This window comes from Paraburkholderia sp. Tr-20389 (assembly GCF_017104565.1).
GTDB lineage: Bacteria > Pseudomonadota > Gammaproteobacteria > Burkholderiales > Burkholderiaceae > Paraburkholderia.
Window position 1 is genome coordinate 164,632 of sequence record NZ_JAAGPD010000009.1, and the last position, 26,107, is coordinate 190,738.

Consider the following 26,107-nt stretch of genomic DNA (forward strand, 5'->3'; position numbering starts at 1 on the left):
CAGTCACCCGTAGCGCATTCAGCGGCAGCGAATCGTCTGCGCTGCCCAGGTGGCAAACTATGTGTAGGTTGTCGCACCGCATGCGTTCGCGCTCTTACGACACCGATCCGCTTTTCAGTCCGGAGTGGTGCACTTCCAGCGCGACGGCCTACACATGGTTTGCCACCTGGGCGGCGGTGGACGCCTGATAACGCAGTTCGTGACGCGGGAGTGTGAAGTGGGTGATGCGTGCAGTTAGCACGCTGGCAACGGGCGCAAACAAGCGCGTTGCCGCGAGGAGCGTAAGAACTGTTGGGGGCCCGCAGGCAAGAACACGGGCTGGCGGTGTGAGCCCGCTTTCTTTGCTTACTTTCTTTGCGGCGGCAAAGAAAGTGAGTGCCGCCCCGCACAGGGGCAACGCATGAACTACGACGTGAAACCGCGGATGCCAGCGGCAACTCATCGCGGATGCCAGCGATAGCTCACCGCGGATGCCATCGGCAACTCACCGCGGATGCCAGCGAAAGAAAAAAACCGGCAACGCCGCGCCGCAGGCAAAAACCGAAGACAAAAAACCGGATTCCGCGCGCCCGGCAAAGACCGCGCTAAAATTGCGCTTTCAATGAAAACCCCCTTCACGCCGACCAATCGGCGTTCCCATTCTTGAGCGCGCAAAAGATACTAATCGTGAGAGTGTCGTCGCTGGGCGACGTCGTTCACAACATGCCCGTCATCGCCGATATTCGCCGCCGTCATCCCGATGCGCAGATTGACTGGCTCGTCGAGGAGAGTTTCGTCAAACTCGTCGAACTGGTTCACGGCGTCCGGCGCGCGATTCCGGTCTCGTTGCGGCGCTGGCGCAAGCGCATTCTTTCCGTCGACAACTGGCGCGAAATCGGCGCGTTCCGCCGCGCACTCGCGGCAGAAAACTACGATCTCGTCATCGACTGCCAGGGGCTCATCAAGACCGCGTGGGTCGCGAAGATGGCGCGCGGGCCGCTCGTCGGCCTCGGCAATCGAACGGACGGCGCGGGTTACGAATGGCCCGTGCGCTTCTTCTACGACCGTTGTGTGCCGATCGAGCCGCGCACGCACGTCGTCGAACGTACACGGCAACTGGTGGCGGCAGCGCTAGGCGATCCCGCGCCGAAGCCCACCGACGAGATCGACTTCGGACTCGACACCAGCCGCGCAGCACTCGCGCTGTCGGAAGCACAGCTGAATCTTCCCGTGCCTTACGTGGTGTTCGTCCACGCGACGTCCCGCGCGGACAAGCAGTGGCCCGACGCCGCGTGGATCGAACTGGGCCAGACGCTCGTGCGGCGCGGCGCGTCGATCGTTCTGCCGTGGGGCAGCGACGCCGAACGCGCAACGAGCGAGCGCCTTGCGAAGGAGTTCGGCGCAGCCGCGATCGTGCCGCCGAAACTGTCGCTGCCCGCCGTGGTCGGACTGATCGAGGGCGCGTCGGCCACGGTCGGGGTTGATACAGGTCTGGTTCATATCGCAGCCGCGCTGAAGCGCCCGACTGTCGAGTTGTACAATTTCGCCACTTCATGGCGCACGGGCGGCTACTGGTCGCCGAACGTCGTGAATCTCGGCACGGCGGGCCAACCGCCGACGCTGCAGCAGGTGAAGTCCGCGCTGACCAGCTTCGGCCTGCTGTGACGCGGCTTTATCCGCTTTGAAAAGGCGATCATGAACGAATCCCAGATCATCGAAGTTGCAAGCGCCGACTGGCACGGCCAGGGTTTGTCGGTGCCGCGCGAGACGCTGCTCGCCGGCGTCGAACGCGGCAAGGTGCTGTATTTCCCGAACCTCGCGTTTGCGATCGAAGGCGGCGAACGTGCTCTGCTCGATCCCGCACTGGCTGACCCCAAGCGCAAGAACATCAGCCTCGCGCCGAACGGCGGCGCGCTGCACGGCGTGCTGGGCGATGCCGTCACGCAATCGGCCGTGCGCGCGCTGATTGCGCGCTATCAGTCGAATGCGCGGTCGCTCGTCGACGGCCTCTTTCCCGAGTACAAGGGCAAGCTGCGCGTCGCGCCGACCAGCTTGCGCCTGCATCAGGTGGAAACGCGCCAGACGTCGTGGCGCAAGGACGATAGCCGCCTGCACGTCGATGCATTCCCATCGCGTCCCAACTACGGCGAGCGCATCCTGCGCGTGTTCACGAACATCAATCCGGCCGGCGCGCCGCGCGTGTGGCGCGTCGGCGAACCGTTCGAAGATATGGCGAAGCGCTTTCTGCCGCGCATCAAACCGCAGATGCCGGGCTCGGCATGGCTGCTGAATCTGCTGCACGTGACCAAGTCGACGCGCAGCGAGTACGACCATCTGATGCTGAATCTGCACGACGGCATGAAGGCCGATCTCGACTACCAGAAGGTGTCGCCGCAAGTGACGATGCCGTTCCCGCCGGGCAGCGTGTGGGTATGTTTCTCCGATCAGACATCGCATGCCGTGATGTCCGGCCAGTTCATGATGGAGCAGACCTTCTTCTTGCCCGTCAAGTCGATGGTGCAGCCCGAGTGCGCACCGCTTGGCATTCTTGAGCGTCTGAAGGGCAGGGCGCTGGTTTGAACGGCGCGCTGCTTGTTCTGCTGAAAACATCGCGAGACACCGCTGCGGGCGTGTCCATGTCCGCTGTCATCACGCGCTTCATGTCGTGCATGGAGGCCCGATGCTGAGGGCTGTCTATAACGCGTTGTGGTGGCTGGTCGCGCCGCTTGCGGTGCTGCGTCTTTTGATCCGTTCGCGCAAGGAGCGCGGCTATCGCGAGCATATCGGCGAGCGCTTCGGTTTCGGGCGCGGCCGCGTGCCCGAGGACGATACGCCGCTGATCTGGGTGCATGCGGTGTCGGTGGGCGAGACGCGGGCGGCGCAGCCGCTGGTCGAAGCGCTCATCAAGGCGAGGCCCGACGCGCGCATTCTGCTTACGCACATGACGCCGAGCGGCCGCGCAACGGGCGAGCAGATCTTTGGCGACCGCGTGTTGCGCTGCTATCTGCCGTACGACATGCCGCGGGCGGTGCGGCGTTTTCTGAAGGCATGGCGACCGTCCGTCGGTCTCGTGATGGAAACGGAAGTGTGGCCGACGCTGATCGACGAATGCCGGCGCGCGGACGTGCCGCTCGTGCTGACGAATGCGCGGATGTCGGAGCGCTCGTACCGGCGCGCGGCGAAGTTCGGCACGGCGACGCGCGGCGTGTTCGGCGGCTTTGCGCGCGTGCTGGCGCAGAGTCCATCGGATGCTTCGCGGCTTTCATCGCTCGGCGCGCGCAACGTAGCGGTGCTCGGCAATCTCAAGTTCGACATGAACACGCCGCCCGAACTCGCGGCGCGCGGCCATGCGTGGCGCGCGGCGATCGGCACGCGTCCCGTGTGGGTCGCGGCGAGCACGCGCGAGGGCGAAGAGGAGCTGGTGCTGCAGGCATTCGCTGCGCTTGGCGTCGACGATGCGCTGCTGGTTGTCGTGCCGCGTCATCCGCAGCGCTTCAATGAAGTGGCGGCGCTGGTCGAAAAGAAGGATTTACGTTGCGTGCGGCGCTCGGCCTGGGCGCCGACGGGTGCGGTGGCGGCGGACGAAAGCGCCGTGCCCGAGTTGCCACGCGATGTGAAGGTGCTGCTGGGCGATTCGATGGGTGAGCTGGGTGCTTACTATGCTGCGTCGGATGTGGCGTTTATCGGCGGCAGTCTGCTGCCGTTGGGCGGGCAGAATCTGATCGAGGCATGCGGTGTGGGTGTGCCCGTGCTGATCGGGCCGCACGTGTTCAATTTTACGCAGGCCACGGCCGATGCTGTGGCTGCCGGCGCGTGTGTGCAGGTGAAAGATCCTGTCGATCTGGCCCGCGTCCTGCGGGAGTTGTTCGAGGACAAGCCTCGACGTGTTGCAATGGGGGGGGCGGCTTCTGCCTTCGCCGCTCGGCATAGGGGTGCTACTTCGCGCACCGTGGATGTGCTCACTACGCTGTTGCCTGGTTGAGTTGTGCTTTTTTTGATGTCTGCGACGCAGTCGCCATTCTTGCCTTCTCGGCGCGGGCTTCGCCTTTTAGTTTCTGCTCTGTGGTCTCGCTTTCGCTGGCGTCCGCGTTTTCGTGTTGGTAGTACATGCGTTGCCCCTGTGCGGGGCGGCACCTACTTTTCTTTGCAGCGGCAAAGAAAAGTAGGCAAAAGAAAGCCGCTCACACCGCCAGCACGTGTGATTGCCCAGGGGCTCTCAACGTCCCCGTCCCCCGCGCGGCAACGCATTGTTTTGCACCCGTTGCCAGCGCCTTGAACCGGCGCATCACCCACTCCAATCATCCGTAGCGCAGCCAGCGGCAGCGACCCGTTAGCGCCGCCCAGGTGGCAAACTGTGTGTAGGTCGTCGCGCCGTTTGCGTTGGCGCTTCTACGACACCGATCCCGCTTTTCAGTCCGGAGTGGTGCACTTCCGTTGCGACGGCCTGCACACAGTTTGCCACCTAGGCGGCAGTCGACTTCCTGGTAATGCGGTCCGTGATGCGGGAATGTGAAGCGGGTGATGCGTGCAGTTAGCACGCTGGCAACCGGCGCAAACGAGCACGATGCCGCGTGGAGCGTAAGAACTGTCGGGGGCCCGCAGGCAAGCACAAGAGCTGGCGGTGCTTTGCCTTCTCGGCGCGGGCTTCGCCTTTTAGTTTCCGTCCCGTGGTCTCGCTTTCGCTGGCATCCGCGCTTTGCCTTCGTAGTTCATGCGTTGCCCCTGTGCGGGGCGGCACCTACTTTTCTTTGCCGCGGCAAAGAAAAGTAGGCAAAAGAAAGCCGCTCACACCGCCAGCCCGTGTGATTGCCCAGGAGCCCCATCGTCCCCGTCCTTCTCGCAGCAACACGTTGTTTTCCGCCCGTTGCCAACGCACCGAACCGGCGCAGCACCCACTCCAATTACCCGCAGTCAGCCAGCGGCAGCGAATCGTCCGCGCCGCCCAGGTGGCAAACTGTGTGTAGGTTGTCGCGCCGTATGCGTTGGCGATCCTACGACACCGATCCCGCTTTTCAGTCCGGAGTGGTGCACTTCCGTTGCGACGGCCTGCACACAGTTTGCCACCTGGGCGGCAGTCGAACTCTGGTAACGCAGGCCGTGACGCGGGAGTGCGAAGCGGGTGATGCGTGAGTGAGCACACTGGCAACGGGCGCGAACGAGCACGTTGCCGCGTGGAGCGTAAGAACTGGTGGGGGCCCGCAGGCAAAAACAAGGATTGGCGGTGTGAGCCCGCTTTCTTTGCTTACTTTCTTTGCGGCGGCAAAGAAAGTGAGTGCCGCCCCGCACAGGGGCAACGCATGAACTACGAAGGCAAATCGCGGATGCCAGCAAAAAAACCCCAAAGAAAAGCCAGAATGCCGACTACGTCGCAGACATCAAAAAACCAAACAGCGACTGCGTCGCAGACATCAAAAAACCAAACAGCGACTGCGTCGCAGACAAAAAAAACCTCACACCACCAGCAACCCCTTGCGTTCAATAAACGAAATCACATCGGCCAGCCCTTCAAGCGCCTTGAGATTACACATGACAAAAGGCCGCGCGCCGCGCATCTTCGCGGCATCAGACGCCATCACGTCGAGATTCGCGCCGACCATAGGCGCCAGATCCGTCTTGTTGATGACGAGCAGATCGGACTTCGTAATACCAGGCCCGCCCTTGCGCGGAATCTTCTCGCCGCCAGCGACATCGATCACATAAATCGTCAGATCGGACAACTCAGGACTGAACGTCGCGGCAAGATTATCGCCACCCGATTCAATAAACACGATGTCGGCATCAGGAAAGCGCCCAAGCATCCGGTCCACCGCTTCCAGGTTGATGGAAGCATCCTCGCGGATCGCCGTATGCGGACAGCCGCCCGTCTCGACACCCATGATGCGCTCGGCGGGCAGCGCGCCCGCCACCGTCAGCAGGCGCTGGTCTTCCTTCGTGTAGATGTCGTTGGTGATCGCGACGAGGTCGTACTTGTCGCGCATCGCCTTGCACAGCATTTCAAGCAGCGTCGTCTTGCCGGAGCCGACAGGCCCGCCGACGCCCACACGCAGCGGCGGCAGTTTCTTCGTGCGATGCATCGTATGAGGTGCGTTCATGATTCGATGGAAAGAAAAGCAAAAGGCTATGAGCGGAAAAGCCGCGAATACTGCGACTCGTGACGCGCCGACAGAATGCCGAGTTGCGGCGCGAAGGTATTGATATCGTCGGGCGACGTGGCGAGCGCCTGCTTGACGGCAGCATCGATCGGCTCGCGCAGCGCGACGATGATGCGCTGTCCGGCAAGCTGTCCGAGCGGCACAGCCTTCAACGCAGCCGCCGCCTGGTTCTCGACCCAGCTGAATGCATAAGCGGCGAGGGCGGCATCGGTGGCGGCGTCGTGCGCGAATGCGGCGAACGCGAAGGCCGTCGGCTGCCCGATCGGCGTCATCGATGCGAGCGTCGCGCGCCGCCCATCGTCGCCCCATTCGAGCGATGCGCACAACTGCCGCAACGACCAGCCCATCTGTTCCGTCTCGCGCCGCAATTCCGCCGATTCGCGGCTCGCGAGAAACTCGCGGTTCGCCTCAGCCAACCCGGACCGATCATGCGCGCGCCAACGTTCGATCTGATGCGCGAGAAACGGCAGCTCGCCATGCGCAAGCACATCCGACAGACCGCTTCTGATCCACGCGCAAGCCGTCTCGGCATCGGTGACGAACTGCGCTTCGATGGCCGCTTCGAGCCCCTGCGAATAGCTGAACGCACCGATCGGCAGCGCCGGCGATGCGAGATGCAGCAGCGCAGTCAGTTCAGCGATGCGCATGTCGATGGCCGTGGTCATGATCGTGACCACACGACGAACCGCAATCGCCATGATCGTGACCATGAGCGTGAGCATGCGAATGATCGTGCGAGTGCGTATGCCCATGATGCTCGCCATACACCTGCTGCGCGAGCGCATAGTCTTCGGCAAACGTCTCGTCGTGACCATGCCGATGGCCGCCGCCATACGCGCCCGTTTCGGGCTGGAACGGCATCTCGACCTGATCGACGGAAGCGCCGAGCCGCTTGAGCATATCGGCGAGCACAGGATCGTATTCGAGCTTCAGATAATCCGCGCCGACTTCGACGGGCGTGTGCCGGTTGCCGAGGTGATACGCAGCGCGCGTCAGCGTCAGCACGTCGGGCGCGCGCACGTACAGCACCGATTCAGGCGCCGCGACCACGCGTACCAGACCGCCATCGTCGGCGACGAGCACATCGCCGTCGCGCAACACCGTGCCGCGCGGCAGCACCAGCGCGATTGCTTCGCCGTTGTCGAGCGTGGCGGCGAGGCGGCTCTTGCAGCGCGCATCGAACGCCAGCGTGAGCGTCGGTGCGCGTTTGATCAGGACGGGCGCAAGTTTGATATGTGCGCCCAACAGCTTGTCGATCGTTCGCATGTCAGAACAGGAAATAGCGTTGCGCCATCGGCAGGACTTTCGCCGGCTCGCAGGTCAGCAACTGTCCATCGGCGATCACCTGATACGTCTCGGGATCGACGCTGATCGACGGCTGCCACGCGTTGTGGATCATGTGCGCCTTCGAGACGCTGCGGCAGTTCTTCACTGCAACGATACGCTTGCTCAGGCCGTAGCGCCCGGCAATGTTCGCATCGAGCGCCATCTGCGAAACGAAGGTCAGCGAGGTGCGCCCCAGGGCGCCGCCGCGCGTGCCGAACATCTCGCGATAATGCACGGGCTGCGGCGTCGGAATCGACGCATTCGGGTCGCCCATCTGCGCCATCGCGATCATGCCGCCCTTCAGGATCAGCGCAGGCTTGACGCCGAAGAACGCCGGTTCCCAGAACACGATATCGGCCCATTTGCCCGGCTCGATCGAACCGACTTCGTGCGCGATGCCATGCGTGAGCGCCGGATTGATCGTGTACTTCGCGACATAGCGCTTCGCGCGGAAGTTGTCGTTGCGCGCATTGTCCTCGGGCAGCGCGCCACGCTGCACCTTCATCTTGTGCGCGGTCTGCCACGTGCGGATGATCACTTCGCCGACCCGGCCCATCGCCTGCGAATCGGACGAGATCATCGACAGCGCGCCGAGATCGTGAAGGATGTCTTCGGCCGCGATCGTCTCGCGGCGAATGCGCGATTCGGCGAACGCGATGTCTTCCGCAATCGACGGGTCGAGGTGATGGCAGACCATCAGCATGTCGAGATGTTCGTCGAGCGTGTTGACGGTGTACGGGCGCGTCGGATTCGTCGACGACGGCAGCACGTTCGCTTCGCCGCAGACCTTGATGATGTCGGGCGCGTGGCCGCCGCCCGCGCCTTCCGTGTGATACGTGTGGATCGTGCGGCCCTTGAACGCGGCCACCGTCGCTTCGACGAAGCCCGCTTCGTTCAAGGTATCGGTGTGGATCGCGACCTGCGTGTCGGTATCGTCGGCAACGGAGAGACAGTTGTCGATCGCGGCGGGCGTCGTGCCCCAGTCCTCGTGCAGCTTCAGGCCGATCGCGCCCGCCGCGATCTGTTCGAGCGCGGGCTGCGGCTGGCTCACATTGCCCTTGCCGAGAAAGCCGAGATTCATCGGATAGCCGTCGGCCGCCTGCAGCATGCGCTCCATATGCCACGGCCCAGGCGTGCAGGTCGTCGCATTGGTGCCCGTCGCGGGGCCCGTGCCGCCGCCCAGCATCGTCGTTACGCCGCTCGCGAGCGCTTCGTCGATCTGCTGCGGGCTGATGAAGTGAATGTGCGTGTCGATACCGCCTGCCGTCACGATCATCCCTTCGCCCGCGATCACTTCCGTTGCCGCGCCGATCGCGATCGTCACGCCGGGTTGAATGTCGGGATTGCCCGCCTTGCCGATCGCCGCGATGCGGCCGTTCTTGATGCCGATGTCGGCCTTGACGATGCCCCAGTGGTCGAGAATCAGCGCGTTCGTCACGACGGTATCGACCACGTCGGCCGCAACGCGCTGCGACTGGCCCATGCCGTCGCGAATCACCTTGCCGCCGCCGAACTTCACTTCCTCGCCGTAGATCGTGTAGTCGCGCTCGACTTCGATCAGCAGGTCCGTATCCGCGAGACGCACGCGGTCGCCCGTCGTCGGGCCGAACATTTCCGCGTACGCGCGGCGGCCAATGCGTAATGTCATGTTTGAGAGGTTCCTGAATAGGTCCGCGAATGTGCCCGCGAACAGGCCCGCGAATGCGCAGCTATCACAGCTTGCCCATCACCTTGCCATTGAAGCCATAGACGACGCGATCGCCCGCCAGCGCGACGAGTTCGACGGTGCGTTCCTGGCCCGGCTCGAAGCGCACGGCAGTGCCTGCCGCAATGTTCAAGCGGAAGCCGCGCGCAGTTTCGCGATCGAATGACAGCGCCGCGTTGACTTCGTAGAAGTGGTAGTGCGAGCCGACCTGCACCGGACGATCGCCCGTGTTCGACACTGTGACCGAAACGGTCGCGCGCCCTGCGTTGAGTTCGAGTTCGCCGTCGTCGGTAATCAGTTCGCCTGGGATCATGCGCGCCTCGTCACGGAATGGGGTGATGGACGGTCACGAGCTTGGTGCCGTCGGGGAAGGTGGCTTCGACCTGGATATCGGGAATCATCTCGGGCACGCCGTCCATCACGTCGTCGCGCGTGAGCAGCGTGGTGCCGTAGTGCATGACTTCGGCGACCGTCTTGCCGTCGCGCGCGGCTTCCATCAGCGCCGCCGTGATAAATGCGACGGCTTCCGGATAGTTGAGCTTGAGTCCGCGTGCGCGGCGCCGTTCCGCGAGCAGCGCGGCCGTGAAGATCAGGAGTTTGTCTCTTTCGCGTGGAGTGAGCTTCATCGCATTCGTTGTGTGGCGCCCGCATGGAGGCGGGCGCGTGAGTCGTTCTATGGATGCATGGGCGGCGCACGTCGTACGCAGCGCCGCCTCACGATACCAGCTTCTACCGACGCACCGCTTACAGATCGGCCGGCAGTCCCGTGCCGAACCATTTCTTCGACATCGCGTTGAGCGTGCCGTCGTGCTTCGCTTGCGCGATGGCGGCATCGACCTTCTGCTGCAGACGCGGCTCGTTCTTGTTGAGCCCCACGAAGCACGGTGAGTTCTTGATCACGAACTTCGGTTCCGGACGGCGCGGCGGGTTCTTCGCGAGAATCGCCGCGGCGACGATATTGCCTGCCGCGATCAGTTGCACCTGGCCCGACAGGAACGCGGCGATGGTCGCGTTGTTGTCTTCGAAGCGTTTGATGGTCGCATTGGGCGCCATCTGCGTGAGCGCGATTTCTTCGAGCGCGCCGCGCGTTGCGCCGACGGTCTTGCCCGTCAGATCGGCGGGGCTGCTCACCTTGACGTCTGCGGGACCGAATACGCCTTGATAGTAGGGCGCATAGGCCGACGAAAAGTCGATGACCTTCTCGCGCTCCGCTGTCTTGCCGAGCGACGAGATCACAAGATCGACCTTGTTGGTTTGCAGATACGGAATCCGGTTCGCGCTGTTGACGGGTACCAGTTCGAGCTTCACGTTCATCGACTTCGCGAGCAGCGCGGCCGTATCGATGTCGTAGCCTTGCGGCTTCAGATCCGGACCGACCGAGCCGAACGGCGGATAGTCTTCGGGCACGGCGACCTTGAGGACGCCTGCCTTCGCGATGTTGTCGAGTGCGTCGGCGTGCGCGAAGGGCGCGGCGAGCAGGAGTGGTGCGAGCAGCAGCGTGGCGAGCCACGCGCGGCGCGGGAGATGGGCGGTTGTACAGGTCATGTCGGCGATGGGCTTCGGCGTGTGATTTTTAGCGGATCTCGCAGACGCATGTCGAGGCATGCGTCTGCGAGGCGCCAATAGCAGCAAAGGCTATGCCATGCTTTATGTGAAAGGCTTGGCCGATTGTCGCGCAGCGCTGTTGCACCACGTCGACGCGCAGACGTGCCCGATGATGGTGCGCCGAGGTTGATCGCTCAGGTCGTCCAGAGACGCAGCGGCGTCGCCTCGACACGATGCACGATTGGCCGCAGATGCAACCAGCATTGGGTCAACGCATGCTGGAGCGTTTCCATCGATCGCGCGACGCCTCGCACGATCAGCACGCCGGGACAGACACACGATGCAGCGGCGCGGATCGTATCGTCGAAGGGCAACTGCGCGGTGACCGACTCGGCGAGCGCGTCGTCGCATCGAGGGCTGACGGCCCACAGCGTGCCGAATGCAGGGAAGTGCGCGAGGCCTTGCGGCGCGTTGCGCAACGGGTCGCCGGCGGCGAGCTTCGTGCGCTCGAACCACAACGGCTGACCATCGGCGCCGACGATGCGTGAGACCGCGCGCAGTTGACCCGCCGACCATGTTTCGCCCGCCGCCTGCCGGCCGAGCTGGGTTGCGTCCCAGCCGAGCGCCGTCGCGCCTTCGTCGAGTGAGAGCGTGAAGTCGAGCGCAGCGTTCGCGTGATCGAAGACGATGTTGTTCTGGGGCAGCCAGTCGAGCTTCGCGTTCGCGCCGACGCGAATCGCGATGCGCTGTTGCGCCGTGCGCCCATTGGACTTGTACCACTTGGTTGCACCGGGCGTCGTCAGCACGGCATGCGTGTCGGCGCCGAGGCGAATGTCGATATCGAGCCGGTCGCCACCTGCCACGCCGCCGGGCGGATGCACGATGACGGCGTGGCAGATCGACGGTCCCTCGGGATAGAGGGGCCGTTGCAGTCGCAGGGGCCCTTCGTGCAGCCGGTGCGCGAGGGTCGTGCGTTCGCCGTGCCGGGCGAAGCCGAGTTCGAGCCGCGCGCGCCATTGGGCGTGCGAGGGGTCGTCGATGGAGGCGAGTGTGGCGTGCTGTTCGTGTAGCGACATGCGGCGAGGATAGCAGTTGATGGCGTTCCTCGGGCGTCACACCGCGATCAGATGGCGCACGCCGTCGGCGTCCATATTGACGCCTTCGCCGCCTGCGACGATCTCGCCGCGGCTCATCACCCAGTAGCGGTCGGCGATGGCTTTGGCGAAGTCGTAGTACTGCTCGACGAGCAACACGGTGAGACCCATTTCCTCAACGAGTTGCCTGAGGGTTCTGCCGATGTCCTGGATGATCGACGGTTGAATGCCTTCTGTCGGTTCATCGAGGATCAGCAATTGCGGTTCGCTCATGAGTGCGCGGCCGATGGCCAGTTGTTGCTGCTGACCGCCGGACAGGTCGCCGCCGCGGCGTGATTTCATGTCCTTCAGGACGGGGAAGAGTTCGTAGATTCTGTCCGGGATTTTCTTCGGAGCTTTTTTGCTGGCTGCGCCCACCAGCAGGTTTTCTTCGATCGTCAGTCTCGGGAAGATGTCCCGGCCTTGTGGCACATAAGCGAGTCCCTGCGCGACTCGGGCGTGCGGAGCGAGTTTTGTTATCGGCGTGTCACGCCAGCTGATTTCGCCGGTTTTGATGGGGGCTACGCCCATCAGGGTTCTTAATAGCGTCGTCTTGCCGACGCCATTTCGCCCTAGCAGCACGGTCAGTTTTCCGTCCGGTACGGTTAGCTTCACATTTCTTAATATGTGGCTGCCGCCGTAGTACTGGTTCAGGTTTTCTACTTCAAGCATGTCGGTTCCTTTTTTTGCCTTCTTGCGGCAGGCGGCCTTTTTTTTGCTGGTCTTTCTTTGTTGTCGCTGGCGTTCGCGATATGTTGTCTCGCTTCATGCGTTGCCCCTGTGCGGGGCGGCACCTACTTTTCTTTGCAGCGGCAAAGAAAAGTAGGCAAAAGAAAGCCGCTCACACCGCCAACTCTTGTGCTTGCCTGCGGGCCCCCAACGGGTCCCGCACTCCACACGGCAACACGTTGCTTTGCGCCCGTTGCCAGCACCTTGATCCGGCGCATCACCCACTCCAGTCACCCGCAGGCAGCCAGCGGCAGCGATTCGTCAGCGCCGCCCAGGTGGCAAACTGTGTGTAGGTTGTCGCACCGCATCCATCGGCGCTTCTACGACACCGATCCGCTTTTCAGTCCGGAGTGGTGCACTTCCATCTCGACAACCTACACACAGTTTGCCACCTGGGCGGCGGTCGATTTCTGCTAACGCGGTCCGTGACGCGGGAGTGCGAAGTGGGTGATGCGTGCAGTTAGCACGATGGCAACGCGCAAAAAATAGCGCGTTGCCGCGTGGAGTGCGGGACCGGTTGGGGGCCCGCAGGCAATGACTAGCATTAGCGGTGTTAGCCCGCTTTCTTTGCTTACTTTCTTTGCGGCGGCAAAGAAAGTAAGTGCCGCCCCGCACAGGGGCAACGCTAGCAAACCAGAAGCAAAACCGCGGATGCCAGCGAACGCCCTAGCAAACCAAAACCCCAGCAAACCAAAACCCCAGCAAACCAAAACCCCAGCAAACCAAAACCCCAGCAAACCAAAACCCAACCCGCCTCCTAACGCCCAAGATAACTCTCAATCACGCTCTCATCCCGCTTAACCTCATCGAGAGAGCCTTCAGCAAGAACGCGACCTTCGGCCATCACAGTCACCTTGCCGGTTTCACCGGCCAGAGCAGCCACAAACTCCATATCATGCTCAACGACCATCATGGAACACGATCCGCGAAGGTGATTCAACAACCCAGCCAACTCCATAGTCTCATCATCAGTCATGCCGGCCGCAGGCTCATCGAGCAACAAAAGTGCAGGTTGCTGCATCAGCAACATCCCAATCTCGAGACGCTGTTTCTGTCCGTGCGATAACTCGCCGGCAGGCCGCAACGCCTCGCCCTCGAGGCGAATCAACGACAACGTCTCTTCGATCCGCGCCTGCGCCGAACGATCCAGCCGCGCCCGCAGCGAAGCCATCCACCCCTTGTCCATCTTCATCGCGAGTTCGAGGTTTTCCCACACGGGATGCTGCTCGAACACCGTCGGCTTCTGAAACTTGCGGCCAATGCCCGCGCGGGCAATCGACGGCTCGTTCATGCGCGTCAGGTCGATCGTCTGCCCGAGAAACACCTTGCCGGAATCGGGCGCGGTCTTGCCGGTAATCACGTCCATCATCGTCGTCTTGCCCGCACCGTTCGGGCCGATGATGCAACGCAGTTCGCCCACATCGATCGACAGCGACAACGCATTCAACGCGCGAAAACCATCGAACGAAACGGTCACGTCTTCCAGATACAGAATCGCACCGTGCGATACGTCGATCTCGCCAGGCGTGACGACGCGCCCCATCGACGCGACGCCGGAGAGCGCGCGTCCATCGTGTTCTTCAGGTAACGCGAGATCGGGAACCATCGGGTTTTCGTTCATTGGCGGTTCCTCTTGCGTGTGACGAGTTCGAGCAATCCCATGATCCCGTTCGGCAACAGCAACGGCACCAGCACGAAAATCAGCCCCAGGAAGAACAGCCAGTACTCCGCGAAATAAGCCGTGAAAAAGCTCTTCGCGCCATTCACCGCAAACGCGCCGATGATCGGTCCGATCAACGTGCCGCGTCCGCCTACCGCCACCCAGATCGCCATCTCGATCGAGTTGCCCGGCGACATCTCGCCCGGATTGATGATGCCGACCTGCGGCACATACAGCGCACCCGCAATGCCGCACAACACGGCCGATACCGTCCACACGAACAGCTTGTACGCGAGCGGGTTGTAGCCGAGGAACATCAGACGCGTCTCGCCGTCGCGCACAGCCGTCACGACGCGCCCGAGCTTCGACGTCACGATCGCACGCGCGCCGATGAACGCCAGCACCAGCACCCCGAACGTCATCAGAAAGAGCGTGGTGCGCGTGCCCGGATGCGTGATGGGGAAACCCGCTATGCGCTTGAAATCGGTGAAGCCGTTGTTGCCGCCGAAGCCCGTTTCGTTGCGATAGAACAGCAGCATCGCGGCGAAGGTCATCGCCTGCGTGATGATCGACAGATACACGCCCTTCACCCGCGAACGGAACGTGAAGAAGCCGAATACCCACGCAATCACGGCAGGCACCAGCACGACGAGCAACAGCGCATACGCGAGATGCTGCGTGCCTTCCCAGTACCACGGCAACTGATGCCAGTCGAGAAACACCATGAAGTCGGGCAGGTCGCTGCCGTATTTGCCGTCATGGCCGATCGCGCGCATCAGGTACATGCCGATCGCGTAGCCGCCGAGTGCAAAGAACAGGCCGTGCCCGAGGCTCAGGATGCCGCAGTAGCCCCACACGAGATCGAGCGCTAGCGCGGCGATTGCGTAGCACATCAGCTTGCCCGTCAGCGTCATCGCATACGCGGACAGATGGAACGCGCTCGTCTCGGGCAGCACCAGCGCCGTGAACGGCACGCCGAGTCCCACGGCAATGATCAGCGCGATCAGGAATTGCCATGCGCGCCGGGACAGCAGTGCAGGGCGCGGCGGCAAGCCGAGCGCGAAACCTTCGAGTCGTTCGCGTTCGCCCGTAGGCGCGATACCGCGTGCGTTGTCCGCTGCGGACGGAGAAGCATGAGAAGTCGCCGATGTCATGTCACGCCTCCGCGCTGCGGCCCTTGAGGGCGAACATGCCCTGCGGACGCTTCTGGATAAACAGGACGATCAGCAAGAGCACCGCGATCTTCGCGAGCACGGCGCCCCAGAACGGCTCGATGGCCTTGCTGACGAGTCCGAGCCCGAAGCCGCCGATCACCGTGCCCGCCAGCTGGCCGACGCCGCCCAGCACGACGGCCATGAACGAATCGATGATGTAGCTCTGTCCGAGGTCCGGGCCGACATTGCCGATCTGCGACAGCGCGCAGCCGCCGAGTCCCGCGATGCCCGCGCCGAACGCGAACGCATAGGAATCGACGTATGCCGTCTTCACGCCGACGCACGCGGCCATGCGGCGGTTCTGCGTGACGGCGCGCACGAACAGCCCGAGGCGCGTCTTCGTCAGCACGGCCCATGCAATCGCGACGACGATCAGCGAAAACGCGAGAATCGCGAGCCGGTTGTACGGCAGGATCAGGTTCTGCATCACCGTGACGCCGCCGCTCATCCACGACGGATTCACGACCTGCACGTTCTGCGCGCCGAACAGCATGCGCGTCGCCTGAATCAGGATCAGGCTGATACCGAAGGTGGTGAGCAGCGTTTCGAGCGGACGTCCATACAGATGCTTCAGCACGAGCCGTTCGAGCACGATGCCGACGAGTGCGGCCACCGCGAACGACGCGGGCACGGCGAGCAGCGGATACCAGTCGAACGCGCCCGGCACGTAGCGCTGTACGAGGTTCTGCACCACGTACGTTGCATACGCGCCGATCATCAGAAACTCGCCGTGCGCCATGTTGATCACGCCGATCAGACCATAGGTGATCGCCAGGCCGAGCGCCGCGAGCAGCAGCACGCTGCCGAGCGACAATCCCGCGAACAGCGTCCCCGCAATCTCGCTGCGGCGCTGAATCGAGTCGAGTGCATCGATGCCTTGCTGCGCCGTCTCGCGCACCTGCGCATCGCTTTCGACGAACGTGCCGTCGGGTTTCTTCGCGACGAGCGGGCGCAGCAGTTCGTACATGTCGAGATCGTGCCGCGCGGCAACGAGCTTCACGGCTTCGAGGCGCTTCGCCGCATCGCTGTCGTGCAGTGCCGTCATCGCCCAGAGCGTGTCGAGGCGCTTCTTCAGCGCCGGGTCGGTTTCCTTCGCGCGCGCGGCGTCGATCTGCGGCTTCATCGAAGGATCGGGGCTTTGCAGCAGCGCGGCAATGGCGGCGGCGCGTTTGGCCGGGTCGGGCGAGTCGAGTTGCAGGCCCGACAGCGCGCCCGCGACTTTCGAGCGCAACAGGTTGTTCAGTGTGACCGGCTGCGCGTCGCCGGCGGCGACGGTCTTGCCCGTCACGGCGTCGCGCGCGGTGTCGTTGTCCTGTATCAGGACCTCGCCGCTATCCGTGGCGAGCGCGCTGTCTTCGGAGAGCGCCTTCAGCAGTGCAAGCGAGGGCGCATCGTGATTCGCGATCAGCTTGTCGATGGCGGCCGACTTCGCATCGAAATCGTCGCCGGCAAGCGGCGCGACTTCGTCGGTCGTCAACGCGTAGGCACTCGCCGGCAGGGCGATGGTCAGCGCCGCAATGAGCGCGACGCGGGCCGCGAGCGTGGAAATTGAATACGCCATGATGTGCTTGAGAAATGGATCAGCAAGACCAGCAGGCCGGCGCGGTGCGCCGCCCGCATATGGCGCACCGTCGGTTGCAGTAACTCAGTTCCGTTGAGTCAGATCAGATCGAATCAGGCCACGCGCGAGCGCCGGCGCAGGAACTCGGGAATCGACGTGACGACATCCGGCTTGCCCTGGTTGCCCGCGATATACGGGCTCCACGGCTGCGCGCGAATGGCGGTCTTGGTCTTCCACACGACGTTGAACTGGCCGTCCGCGCGCACTTCGCCGATCATCACCGGCTTGTGCAGATGGTGGTTGCCGTCCATCTCCAGCGTGAAGCCCGACGGCGCGGCGAACTTCTGGCCGACCATCGCGACGCGCACCTTGTCGACGTCGGTGCTCTTCGCTTTTTCGACAGCCTGCTTCCACATGTGGATGCCTACGTACGTCGCTTCCATCGGGTCGTTCGTCACGCGCTTCGTGCCGCCGGGCAGATTCTGCGACTTGACCCATCCGGCCCACTGTTCCTTGAACTTCGTATTCGACGGGCCCTTCACCGACATGAAGTAGTTCCATGCCGCGAGGTTGCCGACCAGCGGCTTCGTGTCGATGCCGCGCAGTTCTTCCTCGCCCACCGAGAACGCGACGACGGGCACGTCGGTCGCCTTCAGCCCCTGGTTGCCGAGTTCCTTGTAGAACGGCACGTTCGAGTCGCCGTTCACCGTCGAGATCACGCAGGTCTTGCCGCCCTGCGCAAAGGTCTTGATGCTCGCGACGATCGTCTGATAGTCGCTGTGGCCGAACGGCGTGTAGACCTCCTGGATGTCGCTCTCCTGCACGCCTTTCGACTTGAGGAAGGCGCGCAGAATCTTGTTGGTCGTGCGTGGATACACATAGTCGGTCCCGAGCAGGAAGAAGCGCTTGGCGCCGCCGCCTTCCGCGCTCATCAGGTATTCGGTGGCGGGAATCGCCTGCTGGTTGGGCGCGGCACCTGTGTAGAACACGTTGCGCGACATCTCTTCGCCTTCGTACTGCACCGGATAGAAGAGCAGGCCGTTCAGTTCCTCGAACACGGGCAGCACCGACTTGCGCGACACGGACGTCCAGCAGCCGAACACGCAGGCGACCTTGTCCTGCGTCAGCAACTGGCGGGCTTTCTCGGCGAACAGCGGCCAGTTCGACGCGGGATCGACGACGACGGGCTCGAGCTTGCGTCCCATCACGCCGCCGCTCGCATTGATTTCGGCGATCGTCATCAGCGCGGTGTCTTTCAGCGAGGTCTCCGAAATCGCCATCGTGCCCGACAGGGAGTGCAGGATGCCGACCTTGATCGGGCCGCTGCCCGTATCGGCATGCGCGAAAGGAACCTTGCCCGCGAGCGCGAGCGCGCCCGACATGGAGCCGAGCTTCAGCAGACTGCGACGTTTCATGTGCTTCCCCTTGCCATAGGATGGTGTTGAGCGGCGGACGGACAGCGTGTGTCCATTCCTTGTCTGGTTATGTGTGTGCAGCGCTTGCCGGGCCGGATACTGCAAGGCATATGCCAACTTTGCATCGAACGCTTCAAAGGGCGCCGTGCTTGCTGTGGTGCGGCTCGCTGGCGGTGCGGCCGCCTGTGCCGTTATGCGCGTTGGGCGCGAAAGCGGTGCAGCGCTGAGGGTCGCGCCTCGTTCAGGTGCGCGCCGCGCAGCAACGGAGCGTGTGGCGCGATTCCGCGGATGGATGAGCGCGACGTCGGTGCATCGCCGCCGCGCTGTTGTGCACGGACGCGGAAGCGTCAAGGGAAGTCGATTGAGGGAGCGCGGCGAGCATGAAAAAACGGCGGATGGCTTGTATGCCGATCCGCCGCTGGTTGTGTGGGCATCAGTTGATGCGCTGTCGATCAGAACGCCACGTAGGGTCCTGTTTGCGGGCCCGCCAATACGCCGCTCAGCGCCGTATAGACGCTGCGTCCGAAGAAGAACGGCAAGCCCCACATGAACATGCTGTTCAGCGGTGCGCCGAGATTGTCGTGCGCCGCATAGCCCAGAGGGAACAGGCTCGACGAATCGGCGATCGCGAACGGGACGGTCGATTGCGCATTGCCGGTGTTCGACATCATCGAAGCGCTCAGATTCTGAGTGATGGTCGGCACGTACCAGCCTCCGGAGATGGCGGGCAGCGTCGAATCATAGAAAAACAGTCCATTCGAGCCGCTGTCGATGATGCTCGAGAACGTGCGCCCCTTGTAACTCGTCGTGAACAGTCCGCGATCCGTTACGGTGAGGCGCGTGGCGCCGGCCGGCAGCGCGTTGTTGTCGCGTGTGCCGATGCCGAACAGCAGTTCCCCTGTGACGCTCGCCTGGCCTGTTGCAGGCAGCGCGGGCAAGCGGATGACCGTGCCGTTGTTGTCGGTCGCGAACGCGGCGACGGGGTTGGCCGTCTGTTTGTCGAGCGGCACAGTCGCGGCGGTGCACGACCAGGGCGTCGGGCAGTAGTAGTACGTGGCCGCGAGCGCCGTTTGTGCCGCCTCCGGGAAGTCGTGCGCCAGATGGCCTATGCCGACGATCCCGTTCGCGCCCAATTTCGCGACATCATTCATGCTGGACGCACCACGTGCGGTGCAGTCATTGGGTATCCACGTGAATCCGCTGTCGCCGATCACCTGAATCGGAATATTGCTCGCCGTCTCGCCGCCGATCTTCACATCTGCGCGCTTTATCGGCCCCCACGTGTAACCGGACGCGAAGATCGCGCACTGGGCGAGCGCTGCCTTGCCCGTCGTATCGTTACCGGCACCCGTCTGCGCGGGCAATCTGGCGGCGAACGCCGCGCCGAGGGCGGCCGATGTCACGCGTACGCCAGCCGAGCCCGTGTCGAGCAGCATGTGATCGACGGTCGCGCATTGCGTCGCGCCTTGGGCGCCCGGCACACAGATCTTCACGCTGACGTAGGGTGTATTGACGATCGTGGAGTCGAGCGTGTTGTCGACCGTGATGGGCACGGTGTTGACGACGACGGGAGGAGACGGTGGCGGATCGTTCGCTTTGGTGTTGCCGGTCGTGCTGCTGCCGTTGTTTGCCGTCTGTGTGCCGCCTGTTGTGCTCGTCCCGCTTGCGGGCGTGGCGGCAGAAGGTGTGCTCGCGGCGATCGGCGAACTCGCAACCGCAGGCGCACTGGCTGCAGGAGACGGACTCGCTGCGGCAGGCGCACTCGCTGCCGGCACTGCACTCGCCACCACCGGTGCGATCGCCGAACCTGCCGGCTTGTTGGGCGCCACATCGTTGACGGGCGCATTCGGGCTGTCGTCGCCGCCACCGCCGCCACATGCCGTCAACGCAACGCTTGCCGCGAGTAACGCGACGACGAGCGGCCGACCCGAAGCGCGACACGAGAAGAATGTTTTCATTGCAGCGCATCCACGTTGACGTTGGCGGGCACGAGCCGCAGCACGTAAGCCCGGCCGGCGAAGGCACCCTGGTTCCCGACGGACTCGATCTGCAAATCGCCGTCGCGCGCGATCAGTGGGCCCGTGCCGCGCGAGGCGCGTTGTCCGGCAGCGACCAGGTTGGGAAAATAGCTGCCGAGCAGCGCCTGCATGTCGGGCCGGGTGGGCCCTTGCCAGGTCACCGCGAACACGACATTCGCCGCCGATGCATATTCGCGGACCGTGACGCCGTCGGCGGTTCGTGTTTCGTGAACGGTGTAAGGCGCGGAGGAAGCTGGCGCGGTCAACGCGGCCCGCGAAGTAGTGGACGTGGCGCGGACGCCTGCCGATGACGACGGCGCAGCGCCAAGCGTCGCGTGGCAAACGACGGGCAATAACATCGCCGCCGCCGCGACGACCCTGATCGATTTCATACGGTCATGCTCCTGAAAGGGAGCGTCGTATGTTGATCGATGAAATTTTAGGATGGCGTAATAATTGGCTGTTTTTTGTGTGGGATAATTCCGAAACTTTTAAGTCGTGTCGCGGGACAGTCGCCTCGCAACCGAAGGTACAAATGAAAAGCGCCGGCATGAAGCCGGCGCCCGATATGAAGCGGTGAAACGCAGCAGCGCTCAATAAGTCGGCACGGAAGGATCCACCTGACGCGACCACGCGTCGATGCCGCCGTACAGATTGAACACGTCCTTGTGGCCGCGCGATTCGAGGAACATCGCGACCTGCGCGCTGCGTGCGCCGTGATGGCAGATGCAGACGATCTGCACGTCGTCATCGAGTTCTTCGCTTCGCGCGGGAATGTCGCGCATCGGAATCGACACGCTGCCGGCGATCTTCGCTGTTTCGATTTCCCACGGTTCGCGCACGTCGAGCAGCACGGGCGTCGGGCGCGACTTGTCGGCGAGCCATTCGGCAAGAGCGGGAGCGGTCAGGTTTTGCATCGTCAGCCTCGCGGTTTAATCAGGGTAGTGCTCAGAACTTGAAGCGCGGTGCGTGCACGGCGTTCTGCAGCGGTTCGACATAGGTTTCGAACACGTCGGCGATGCGGAACTGCTTCTCGTCGACGCGCGTGATGATCTGCGCCTTCATCACGGGCGCGGTGCCGACGAACGCGGCAAGACGGCCGCCGACCTTCAGATGCTCGAGGATTTCCTGCGGCAGCACGGGCAGGCCGCCCGACACGCAGATGATGTCGTACGGTGCGGCTGCCGCCCAGCCGCGTGCGCCGTCGCCCGTGGCGACTTCGGCGTTCAGCACGCCGTTCGCGGCGAGATTCGCCTTCGCGAGTTCGGCCAGTTCCGGCTCGATATCCACCGTCAGCACATGCTGGGCACGGTGCGCGAGGAGGGCTGCCATGTAGCCCGAGCCCGCGCCGATTTCCAGCACCGACTCGTGCTTCTTCACCGCCAGTTCCTGCAGCACGCGTGCCTCGACGCGCGGCGCGAGCATGTGCTGTCCGGCGGGCAGCGGAACTTCGAAATCGACGAACGCCAGCTCGCGGTATGCGGCGGGCACGAAATTCTCACGCTTGACGATCGACAGCAGATTCAGCACGTCCTGGTCGAGCACTTCCCACGGACGGATTTGCTGTTCAATCATGTTGAAACGCGCTTGTTCGATGTTCATGATCAATTCGGCGGTGTGGTTGGGACGCGGGAAGTGGGCAAGCGGGTGGATCGAGGGACCACTTTTGCCGTTGTTCCCGTTGTTCGTTAACTGCGAAATTGTACCAAACCACGCGGCCCCGCCGTCCGCTCGCGGGCACATCGTCTGCAGGCAGCCGCTCGGGCCGAGCGCAGCGAGCCTCGGTGAAAGTCCCTAGGCAATAGGGCTTGCGATTCGCCGCCGTGTCGACCAAGAATGTAATCGATTACATTTCCGGAGCGAAACCCGGTGGACAAACCGTCCCAGCGCGGGTCTCAGCGCGTGTCACAGCATGACCCGCACGCACAGCCGTCCTATGCCGCCGAGCCCGGCGCACGCGCTGGCGGGGAAGGGCTGTCGATTGCGGGCGTCGCGGAACAGGCGGGGGTGTCGGTGGCCACCGTGTCGCGCGTGCTGAACGGACATTCCAACGTGCGCCCGGAAACGCGCGACAAGGTGTTGGCCGCCGTCGCGACGAGCGGTTACCGCGTGAACGAACTCGCGCGCAACCTGCGTACGGCCGAAAGCCGCCTGTTGCTGACGATGGTGCCCGACGTCGGCAACCCGTTTTACGCGGAGGTGATACGCGGCATCGATTTCATCGCGCGCCAGCACGGTTACTTCATGCTGTTGTGCGACACGGGTGCCGATCCGGGCCGCGAGCGCAGCTATTTCGACCTGCTGCGCCGCCGTCGCGCGGACGGCGCGATCTGCCTCGATCCCGCCACCGTGCAGCAGGCACTCGCTGAGGAGTCGAACGCGCTGCCGTGGGTCGCGTGCTGCGAATTCGATTCGTCGGTGGGCGTGCCGTATGTCGGCATCGACAACTACCGTGCAGCGGGCGACGCCGTGCGCCATCTGCTCGTGCGCGGTCACCGGCGCATCGCGCTGATCAATTCCGACGATCACTATCTCTACGCGCAGCAGCGTCAGCAAGGCTATCTGGATGCGTTGCGCGACGCCGGCATTGCGCCCGACGAGCGCTGGCGCATCAACGTGAACAGCCTCGACTACGAGGCGGGCGCGTCGGCGGCCGCGCTGCTGATGACATACGCCGACGCGCCGACAGCGGTGTTCGCGGTGTCCGACACGCTTGCCATCGGCGTGATGAGCGGCTTGCGCCGCGTCCGCAAGCGTGTGCCGGACGACGTGGCCGTGGTCGGGTTCGACGACATTTCGCTGGCCGCGCAGATCGATCCGCCGCTCACGACGATCGCGCAGCCGATGCGCGAGCTTGGCGAAACGGCCGCGCGTCTGCTGTTGCAGCGGCTGGCGAATCCGAATGAAAACGTGCCGGGCGTGCTGCTGCAGCACCGGCTCGTCGTCAGACAGAGCGCTTGAGAGGAAGCCGCGATGAGCCTCGCCGTCCGCTTCGACGATATCCGCAAAGACTTCGGGCCGGTGCGCGTGCTGCACGGCGTGAGCTTCGATCTCGCGCCTGGGCGCATCTACGGTTTGCTCGGCGAGAACGGCGCGGGCAAGTCGACGCTGATGAAGATTCTCGCGGGCTACGAAACGGCGACGGAAGGCACGGTGCTGATCGACGGCCACGCGCAGCGGTTCGATGGGTCGCGCGAAGCGGAAGCCGCGGGCATCGTGCTGATTCACCAGGAGTTCAACCTCGCCGAGCATCTGACGATCGCGCAGAACATGTATCTCGGCCACGAGAAGCGCAAGGGCTTATTCGTCGACGACACGGCGATGCGTAGCGAGGCGAAGCGATATCTGGAACAGGTCGGGCTGCACAAGCATCCCGACACGAAGGTCCGCGATCTGATCGTCGCGGAAAAACAGATGGTCGAGATCGCGAAGGCGCTGTCGCGGCGTGCGCGGCTGTTGATCATGGACGAGCCGACGGCGACGCTCACGCCGTCCGAAACCGAGCGTCTCTTCGCGCTGATGAGCAAGCTCAAGTCCGACGGCGTGACGATCGTCTACATCTCGCACAAGCTCGATGAAGTCGAGCACATCACCGACGAAGTGATCGTGATGCGCGACGGCCGCTTCGTCGCGCGCAGCGAGACGGCCTCGCTCGCACGGCAGCAGATGGCGAACCTGATGGTCGGGCGCGAACTGTCCGACATGTTCCCCGACAAAACGCCGCCCGCGGACGACGCGCCCATTGCGTTACGAGTGCGCAATCTGAGCGTGCCCGAGTGGGTCGACGACCTGAGTTTCGAGGTGCGCGCGGGCGAGGTGTTCGGCTTCGCGGGGCTGGTCGGCGCCGGGCGCACGGAAGCGTTCGAGGCGATCATCGGTTTGCGCAAGCGCACGGCGGGCACGATCGAGATCGCCGGACGCAAGGCCGATCTGCATAGCCCGCGCGATGCGATGCGGCGTGGTCTCACGTATCTGAGCGAAGACCGCAAGGGTAAGGGTTTGCATGTGAACCTGAGTTTGCAGGACAACCTCACGCTGATGACGCTCGATCGCTACGCACATCCTCTGCTGGACATGAAAGCGGGACGCGAGGCATTGACGCGCGCCGTGCGCGAGTTCGGCATTCGCACGGGCGATCTGGGCAGCCGCGCGCGCATGCTGTCGGGCGGCAACCAGCAGAAGCTCGCGCTTGCCAAGTTCCTGCAGCCGGACCCGAACGTGATCGTGCTCGACGAGCCGACGCGCGGCGTCGATATCGGCGCGAAGCGCGACATCTATTTTCTGATTCACCGGCTCGCTGCCGAAGGGCGTGCCGTGGTCGTCATCTCATCCGAACTGATCGAGCTGATCGGGCTATGCCATCGCGTCGCGGTGATGCGCGCGGGCCGCCTGCAGGCGACGCTCGGTCTCGGCCATCTGACCGAAGAGGAGTTGATCGCTCATGCAACGGGCACACACTGACGCCGCGCCGGCGGGGCGCGCGATGCGGCTTGCGCATCGTCTGCACGGGCTGGGGCCGCTCGCGGGCCTGATCGTGCTGTGCATCGCGGGCACGCTGCTCAATCGCGACTTCGCCACTGTCGACAACATGATGAACGTGCTGACGCGCACGTCGTTCATCGGGATCATTGCTGTCGGCATGACGTTCGTGATTATTTCGGGTGGCATCGATTTGTCGGTTGGGTCGATGGCTGCGCTGATTGCGGGCAGCATGATCTGGTTGATGAATGCACTCGCTGCGTCGCCTGGCGGGCATGCATTTGCGCCTTTGACGATCGTTTTGATCGGTATTGCCAGTGCCTTCGTGCTGGGCGGTGTGTTTGGTTGTGCGCATGGTTTGCTGATTACAAAGGGGCGCATCGAGCCGTTCATCGTCACGCTCGGCACGTTGGGGATTTTTCGTGCTGTGCTGACATGGCTTGCCGACGGTGGTGCGTTGACGCTCGATAACAATCTCTCCGATCTCTATGGGCCTGTTTATTACGCGAGTCTGTTCGGCGTGCCGGTGCCTATATGGGTTTTTCTCGTCGTTGCGGCGGGCGGCGCGTTGATCTTGAATCGCACTGCGTTTGGGCGTCACGTGCAGGCGATCGGCTCGAATGAGCAGGTTGCAAGGTATGCCGCGATTCGCGTCGATACCGTGAAGATCGTAACTTATGTTTTGCTCGGGATTTGTGTTGGTGTGGCCACCGTGTTGTATGTGCCGAGGCTTGGGTCGGCGACACCTACTACGGGCTTGCTTTGGGAGCTTGAAGCGATTGCCTCTGTTGTAGTCGGTGGCACCGCGCTTAAGGGCGGTGAAGGGCGGGTTGTCGGTACTGTTATCGGTGCGGTCTTGCTCTCGGTGATCGCTAATATTCTTAATCTCACTAGCATCATTAGTGTTTATTTGAATGCGGCTGTGCAGGGTGTTGTGATCATTGTTGTCGCTTTCTTGCAGCGGGGGCGCCGCTAGGCGCTTTTTGTCTGCGACGTAGTCGCGGTTCTGGCTTTTTTGGGGTTTTGGTTTTTGCTGGCATCCGCGCTGTGTTGTCTGTCGCTGGCATCCGCGTTTTGCCTTCGTGCTTCATGCGTTGCCCCTGTGCGGGGCGGCACCTACTTTTCTTTGCAGCGGCAAAGAAAAGTAGGCAAAAGAAAGCCGCTCACACCGCCAGTGCTTGTTATTACCCA

General features: G+C 63.3%; 24 protein-coding genes. 6 read left to right on the forward strand and 18 right to left on the reverse strand.

Features of this window, described 5'->3' with window-relative positions:
• Window positions 1-642 precede the first annotated feature (642 nt).
• The 3 genes from waaC to waaA all read left to right on the forward strand — a co-directional run bounded on the left by waaC (window position 643) and on the right by waaA (window position 3,961).
• Window positions 643-1,644, forward strand: a complete 1,002-nt coding sequence (gene waaC, locus G3N95_RS13405) for a lipopolysaccharide heptosyltransferase I (protein WP_205970476.1) — start codon at window positions 643-645, stop codon at window positions 1,642-1,644.
• A gap of 30 nt (window positions 1,645-1,674) precedes the next feature.
• Window positions 1,675-2,559, forward strand: a complete 885-nt coding sequence (locus tag G3N95_RS13410) for a Kdo hydroxylase family protein (RefSeq protein ID WP_205970477.1) — start codon at window positions 1,675-1,677, stop codon at window positions 2,557-2,559.
• A gap of 100 nt (window positions 2,560-2,659) precedes the next feature.
• Window positions 2,660-3,961 carry a lipid IV(A) 3-deoxy-D-manno-octulosonic acid transferase gene (waaA, locus tag G3N95_RS13415; protein ID WP_205970478.1) on the forward strand — a complete coding sequence of 434 codons (1,302 nt, stop codon included), beginning with the start codon at window positions 2,660-2,662 and terminating at the stop codon, window positions 3,959-3,961.
• Here the strand turns inward: waaA and G3N95_RS13420 are convergent.
• From G3N95_RS13420 to G3N95_RS13505, 18 genes are all read right to left on the reverse strand, one after another.
• Window positions 3,942-4,088 carry a hypothetical protein gene (locus G3N95_RS13420; RefSeq protein WP_205970479.1) on the reverse strand — a complete coding sequence of 49 codons (147 nt, stop codon included), beginning with the start codon at window positions 4,086-4,088 and terminating at the stop codon, window positions 3,942-3,944. The genes waaA and G3N95_RS13420 overlap by 20 nt on opposite strands.
• A gap of 1,341 nt (window positions 4,089-5,429) precedes the next feature.
• Entirely contained in the window at window positions 5,430-6,071 is a 642-nt protein-coding gene (ureG, locus tag G3N95_RS13425) for an urease accessory protein UreG (RefSeq protein WP_205970480.1), read from the reverse strand.
• A 26-nt stretch (window positions 6,072-6,097) separates the two neighbouring features.
• On the reverse strand, window positions 6,098-6,778 hold the full coding sequence (locus G3N95_RS13430; RefSeq protein ID WP_205970584.1) for an urease accessory UreF family protein: 681 nt from the start codon (window positions 6,776-6,778) through the stop codon (window positions 6,098-6,100).
• The gene (ureE, locus tag G3N95_RS13435) at window positions 6,765-7,397 is read right to left on the reverse strand and encodes an urease accessory protein UreE (protein WP_205970481.1); all 633 of its coding nucleotides are present in this window, start codon (window positions 7,395-7,397) and stop codon (window positions 6,765-6,767) included. Before ureE ends, G3N95_RS13430 begins: the two co-directional genes overlap by 14 nt.
• A gap of 1 nt (window position 7,398) precedes the next feature.
• Complete coding sequence (gene ureC, locus G3N95_RS13440; protein ID WP_205970482.1) at window positions 7,399-9,105, reverse strand: urease subunit alpha; 1,707 nt, start codon at window positions 9,103-9,105, stop codon at window positions 7,399-7,401.
• A gap of 64 nt (window positions 9,106-9,169) precedes the next feature.
• Complete coding sequence (locus tag G3N95_RS13445; RefSeq protein ID WP_205970483.1) at window positions 9,170-9,475, reverse strand: urease subunit beta; 306 nt, start codon at window positions 9,473-9,475, stop codon at window positions 9,170-9,172.
• A gap of 10 nt (window positions 9,476-9,485) precedes the next feature.
• Window positions 9,486-9,788, reverse strand: coding sequence for an urease subunit gamma (gene ureA, locus G3N95_RS13450; protein ID WP_205970485.1), 303 nt, complete (start codon window positions 9,786-9,788; stop codon window positions 9,486-9,488).
• A 118-nt stretch (window positions 9,789-9,906) separates the two neighbouring features.
• Complete coding sequence (locus G3N95_RS13455; protein ID WP_205970487.1) at window positions 9,907-10,707, reverse strand: transporter substrate-binding domain-containing protein; 801 nt, start codon at window positions 10,705-10,707, stop codon at window positions 9,907-9,909.
• A 194-nt stretch (window positions 10,708-10,901) separates the two neighbouring features.
• A complete protein-coding gene (locus G3N95_RS13460) occupies window positions 10,902-11,783 on the reverse strand; it encodes an urease accessory protein UreD (RefSeq protein WP_205970488.1) in 882 nt (293 codons plus the stop codon).
• A gap of 36 nt (window positions 11,784-11,819) precedes the next feature.
• Entirely contained in the window at window positions 11,820-12,512 is a 693-nt protein-coding gene (gene urtE, locus G3N95_RS13465) for an urea ABC transporter ATP-binding subunit UrtE (RefSeq protein WP_205970489.1), read from the reverse strand.
• A gap of 814 nt (window positions 12,513-13,326) precedes the next feature.
• Window positions 13,327-14,190, reverse strand: coding sequence for an urea ABC transporter ATP-binding protein UrtD (gene urtD, locus G3N95_RS13470; protein ID WP_205970490.1), 864 nt, complete (start codon window positions 14,188-14,190; stop codon window positions 13,327-13,329).
• Window positions 14,187-15,383, reverse strand: coding sequence for an urea ABC transporter permease subunit UrtC (gene urtC, locus G3N95_RS13475; RefSeq protein ID WP_205970491.1), 1,197 nt, complete (start codon window positions 15,381-15,383; stop codon window positions 14,187-14,189). The genes urtD and urtC overlap by 4 nt, the downstream gene beginning before the upstream one ends.
• Before the next feature lies 1 nt (window position 15,384).
• Complete coding sequence (gene urtB, locus G3N95_RS13480; protein WP_205970492.1) at window positions 15,385-17,004, reverse strand: urea ABC transporter permease subunit UrtB; 1,620 nt, start codon at window positions 17,002-17,004, stop codon at window positions 15,385-15,387.
• Between the two features lie 113 nt (window positions 17,005-17,117).
• On the reverse strand, window positions 17,118-18,419 hold the full coding sequence (gene urtA / locus G3N95_RS13485; RefSeq protein ID WP_205970493.1) for an urea ABC transporter substrate-binding protein: 1,302 nt from the start codon (window positions 18,417-18,419) through the stop codon (window positions 17,118-17,120).
• A gap of 452 nt (window positions 18,420-18,871) precedes the next feature.
• Window positions 18,872-20,377 (reverse strand): DUF3443 domain-containing protein, encoded by a 1,506-nt coding sequence (locus G3N95_RS13490; protein ID WP_205970494.1) that lies wholly within the window; start codon window positions 20,375-20,377, stop codon window positions 18,872-18,874.
• A complete protein-coding gene (locus tag G3N95_RS13495; protein WP_205970496.1) occupies window positions 20,374-20,829 on the reverse strand; it encodes a DUF2844 domain-containing protein in 456 nt (151 codons plus the stop codon). Before G3N95_RS13495 ends, G3N95_RS13490 begins: the two co-directional genes overlap by 4 nt.
• A 201-nt stretch (window positions 20,830-21,030) precedes the next feature.
• On the reverse strand, window positions 21,031-21,354 hold the full coding sequence (locus G3N95_RS13500) for a rhodanese-like domain-containing protein (protein ID WP_205970497.1): 324 nt from the start codon (window positions 21,352-21,354) through the stop codon (window positions 21,031-21,033).
• A 31-nt stretch (window positions 21,355-21,385) separates the two neighbouring features.
• Window positions 21,386-22,039, reverse strand: coding sequence for a protein-L-isoaspartate O-methyltransferase (locus G3N95_RS13505; RefSeq protein WP_205970498.1), 654 nt, complete (start codon window positions 22,037-22,039; stop codon window positions 21,386-21,388).
• A gap of 372 nt (window positions 22,040-22,411) precedes the next feature.
• Here G3N95_RS13505 and G3N95_RS13510 point away from each other — a divergent pair, with 372 nt between their 5' ends.
• The 3 genes from G3N95_RS13510 to G3N95_RS13520 are packed head-to-tail and all read left to right on the forward strand — an operon-like array spanning window position 22,412 to window position 25,892.
• The gene (locus G3N95_RS13510) at window positions 22,412-23,398 is read left to right on the forward strand and encodes a LacI family DNA-binding transcriptional regulator (protein ID WP_241018498.1); all 987 of its coding nucleotides are present in this window, start codon (window positions 22,412-22,414) and stop codon (window positions 23,396-23,398) included.
• 12 nt (window positions 23,399-23,410) lie between these two features.
• Window positions 23,411-24,898, forward strand: a complete 1,488-nt coding sequence (locus G3N95_RS13515) for a sugar ABC transporter ATP-binding protein (RefSeq protein WP_205970499.1) — start codon at window positions 23,411-23,413, stop codon at window positions 24,896-24,898.
• Complete coding sequence (locus tag G3N95_RS13520; protein WP_205970500.1) at window positions 24,879-25,892, forward strand: ABC transporter permease; 1,014 nt, start codon at window positions 24,879-24,881, stop codon at window positions 25,890-25,892. Before G3N95_RS13515 ends, G3N95_RS13520 begins: the two co-directional genes overlap by 20 nt.
• Window positions 25,893-26,107: the final 215 nt, after the last annotated feature.